Raw genomic sequence first — 3680 nt, forward strand, 5'->3', positions numbered from 1 at the left:
CCTGCACGACGGGCAGGTGCTGGCCACCGATCGGGGGTGGCGGCTCATCGACGTCGAGGGAGAGCCCGGGACGCCCATCCCGGGGCGCGCGGCGTGGGACTCGCCGGTGCGCGACGTGGCGGGCGTGCTGCGGTCGTGGGTCTACGCGGCGAGCCGCACGCCCGACCGCGACTGGGTGGAGGCGGCCGAACGGGAGTTCCTGGCGGGCTACGCCGACCGCGCGGGCCGGGCGCCGGACCCCGCGCTGCTGCTGGCCTATCGACTGGACAAGGCGATCTACGAGGTCGGCTACGAGACCCGCAACCGCCCGGACTGGGTGGGCGTGCCGCTGCGCGCGGTCGAGGAGTTCGTGGCCGCGTCGGGGAGGGCGGGGTGACATGCCGACGGACGACGACTTCCGGCTCGTCGCCGAAGGCCGGCACCCGAGGCTGTGGGAGGTGCTGGGCGCGCACGCGACACCCGAAGGCGTGTCGTTCGCGGTCCTCGCCCCCGCAGCCCGGGAGGTGCTGGTGCGCGGCGACTTCGACGATTGGACCGGCCGGGCGATGCACCGGCGCGAGGGTGGTGTGTGGGAGCTGTTCGTGCCCGGCGCGCGGCCGGGCACGCGCTACCGCTACGAGGTGCTGGGCGTGGACGGGAGGTGGCGGGAGAAGGCGGACCCGATGGCGCGGGCCGCGGAGTGCCCGCCCGCCAACGCCTCCGTGGTGTTCGAGTCCGGGCACCGCTGGACGGACGCGGACTTCCTGGCCCGCCGCCGGCGCGACTGGGCCCGTGAGCCGATCAGCATCTACGAGGTGCACCCGGGCTCCTGGATGAAGGGCCTGGGCTACCGGGAGCTCGCGCACCACCTGGCCCGCTACGCACGGGACCTCGGCTTCACGCACGTGCAGCTGATGCCGGTGACCGAGCACCCGTTCGGCGGCTCCTGGGGCTACCAGGTCAGCTCGTACTTCGCGCCCACGGCCCGGTTCGGCGACCCGGACGACTTCCGCTACCTGGTCGACCACCTGCACGGCGCCGGGATCGGGGTGCTGCTGGACTTCGTGCCCGCCCACTTCCCCCGCGACGCCTGGGCGTTGGGCCGGTTCGACGGCACCGCGCTGTACGAGCACCCCGACCCCCGGCGCGGCGAGCACCCCGACTGGGGCACCTACATCTTCGACTTCGGCCGGCCGGAGGTGCGCGGCTTCCTCATCGCCTCGGCGCTGTACTGGCTCCAGGAGTTCCACCTGGACGGCCTGCGCGTGGACGCGGTGTCGTCGATGCTGTACCTGGACTACTCGCGCGGACCCGGCGAGTGGACGCCCAACGCGCACGGCGGCAACGAGAACCTGGAAGCGGTGGCGCTGCTCAAGGAGCTCACCGACACCGTGCGGCGGGAGGTGCCCGGCGCGCTGGTGATCGCGGAGGAGTCCACGGCCTGGCCGGGCGTCACGGCGCCGGACGGCCTGGGCTTCGACTTCAAGTGGAACCTCGGGTGGATGCACGACGTGCTCGGCTACCTGGGCCACGACCCCGTGCACCGCGCCGCCCACCACGGGGAGCTGACCCTGCCCCTCGACTACGCGTGGCACGAGCGGTACGTCCTGCCGCTGTCGCACGACGAGGTCGTGCACGGCAAGGGCTCGCTGTGGCAGCGCCTGCCCGGCGACGACAAGCAGCGGGCCACGGGTCTGCGCGCGCTGCTCGCCTACATGTGGGCGCACCCCGGCAAGCAGCTGCTGTTCATGGGCGGCGAGTTCGGCCAGGTGTCCGAGTGGGACTGCGACGCGTCGCTGCCCTGGGAGCTGGTCGACGACCCCTTGCACCAGGGCGTGCGGGACCTGGTGCGCCGCCTCAACGAGGTCTACCGGCGCACACCGGCGTTGCACGCCACCGACCACGACCCGGGCGCGTTCGCCTGGCACACCAGCGATCCCGAGCGCAACGTGGTGGCGTTCCGGCGCACCGGACCCGACGGGACGCTGCTGTGCGCGGCGAACTTCTCCGGCGTGCCGCAGTCGCTGGACACCGGCGGCGGTCCGTGGACCGTGCTGCTGGCCACCGAGGACGTCCACGCCGCCGTGCACGACGGCGGCCCGCTCACCCTGCCCGCGTCCAGCGTGATGTGGCTCTTTCGGCCGGACTGCACGGAAAATTGCGCACCTGGCGCACTGGAAGCCCGCTGACCGCGTTTCCTTGTCATCGGCACCGCGGCCGGCGATGATTGAATTGTTGGTTCTCCGGAATTCGACACCAGCTCAGGAGAGAACGTGAGCAAGAAAATTCTTTTCGTCCTTTCCGAATTCGGTTACTGGGGGGAGGAGCTGCTCGGGCCGCTGGTGGCCTGCGACCGGCAGGGCTACACCGCCGTGTTCGCGACCCCGAACGGCAAGCGCCCGGTCGCGCTCCCGCCCAGCCTCGACCCCGGCTACGTCGACCCGCCGCTCGGCCGGTCGGTGACCACCCCCGAGGTGGCCGTCGCGGCCAGGGAGCTGGACGAGTCGGCGCGGCTGGACAACCCGATCAGCCTGGCCGAGTGGATCCCCGAGCGGCCCTACGAGAGCGTCCCCAACCCGCTGCGGGCCATGGAGGCGTACTACCGGGAGATCGCGACCCTGGCCGACGACGTCGCGGAGTACGACGCGCTGGTCATCGTCGGCGGCTCGGGCCCCATCGTCGACCTGGCCAACAACGGCCGGCTGCACGAGCTGATCCTCGCGTTCATCCGCGCGGACAAGCCGGTCGTCGGGGAGTGCTACGGCGTCGCGGCCCTGGCGTTCGCCCGCGAGTGGGACGACCGCAAGTCGATCATCTGGGGCAAGCACGTCACCGGGCACTGCAAGGAGTACGACTACAAGGACGGCACCGGCTTCGTCGGCGTCGAGTTCAACATGGGCCCGCCGCCGTACCCGCTGGAGTACATCCTGCGCGACGCCACCGGCCCCGACGGCCAGTTCCACGGCAACGTCGGCAAGGAGACGTCGGTGATCGTGGACTACCCGTTCATCACCGCCCGTTCGACCCCGGACTCGTTCCTCGCCGGTGACAAGCTGGTCGAGGTCCTGGAATCCGGTCTGCGTCGATTCGGCTGGTAAGCGCGAAATCCCGTGGAGGGCAGGTCAATGACCGAACGGTGGGGCAAGAACGCCCTTCTCGAACAATGGCACGCCGACGGGTTGACGACGGTGTTCGGCAACCCCGGCACGGTGGAGCAGGGGCTGCTCGACGCCCTGGAGCACCACCCCGGTTTCCGGTACGTGCTCGGTCTGCAGGAGACCGTCGCCATCGGCATCGCGGACGGCTACGCCCGCGCCACGGCCGGACCCGCCCTCGTGCAGCTGCACACGGGAGTCGGCCTCGGCAACGGGATCGGCATGCTGTACCAGGCGATGCGCGGCCACTCGCCGCTGGTCGTCATCGCGGGCGAGGCGGGCGTCAAGTACGACGCCATGGACTCGCAGATGGCGACCGACCTGGTGGCGATGGCCCGACCGGTCACGAAGTACGCCACGCGCGTCACCCACCCCGACTCGCTGCTGCGCGTCATGCGGCGCGCGGTGAAGACGGCGATGACGGAGCCGCGCGGACCGGTCTTCGTCGCGCTGCCGATGGACGTGCTCGACGCGGTGAACACCGAGTACGCCGTCCGCAGCACCATCCCCAGCCGCGCGGTCCGGCCCGTCCCGGACGAGCTGGAC

3 protein-coding genes and 1 pseudogene are annotated in these 3680 nt (G+C 71.6%); all 4 read left to right on the forward strand.

The window, feature by feature from the left end:
* Window positions 1-376, forward strand: a pseudogene (locus AB0G02_RS31330) (aminoglycoside phosphotransferase); the annotation flags it as partial.
* A 1-nt stretch (window position 377) separates the two neighbouring features.
* Window positions 378-2168 (forward strand): 1,4-alpha-glucan branching protein GlgB, encoded by a 1791-nt coding sequence (glgB, locus tag AB0G02_RS31335; protein ID WP_360801238.1) that lies wholly within the window; start codon window positions 378-380, stop codon window positions 2166-2168.
* A gap of 84 nt (window positions 2169-2252) precedes the next feature.
* Entirely contained in the window at window positions 2253-3077 is an 825-nt protein-coding gene (locus AB0G02_RS31340; protein ID WP_360801241.1) for a type 1 glutamine amidotransferase domain-containing protein, read from the forward strand.
* Window positions 3078-3104: 27 nt separating this feature from the next.
* Window positions 3105-3680, forward strand: a 576-nt coding sequence (locus AB0G02_RS31345) for a thiamine pyrophosphate-binding protein (RefSeq protein ID WP_360801244.1), incomplete at its 3' end; no start/stop codon positions are given.

Source organism: Actinosynnema sp. NPDC023658 (assembly GCF_040639995.1).
GTDB lineage: Bacteria > Actinomycetota > Actinomycetes > Mycobacteriales > Pseudonocardiaceae > Actinosynnema.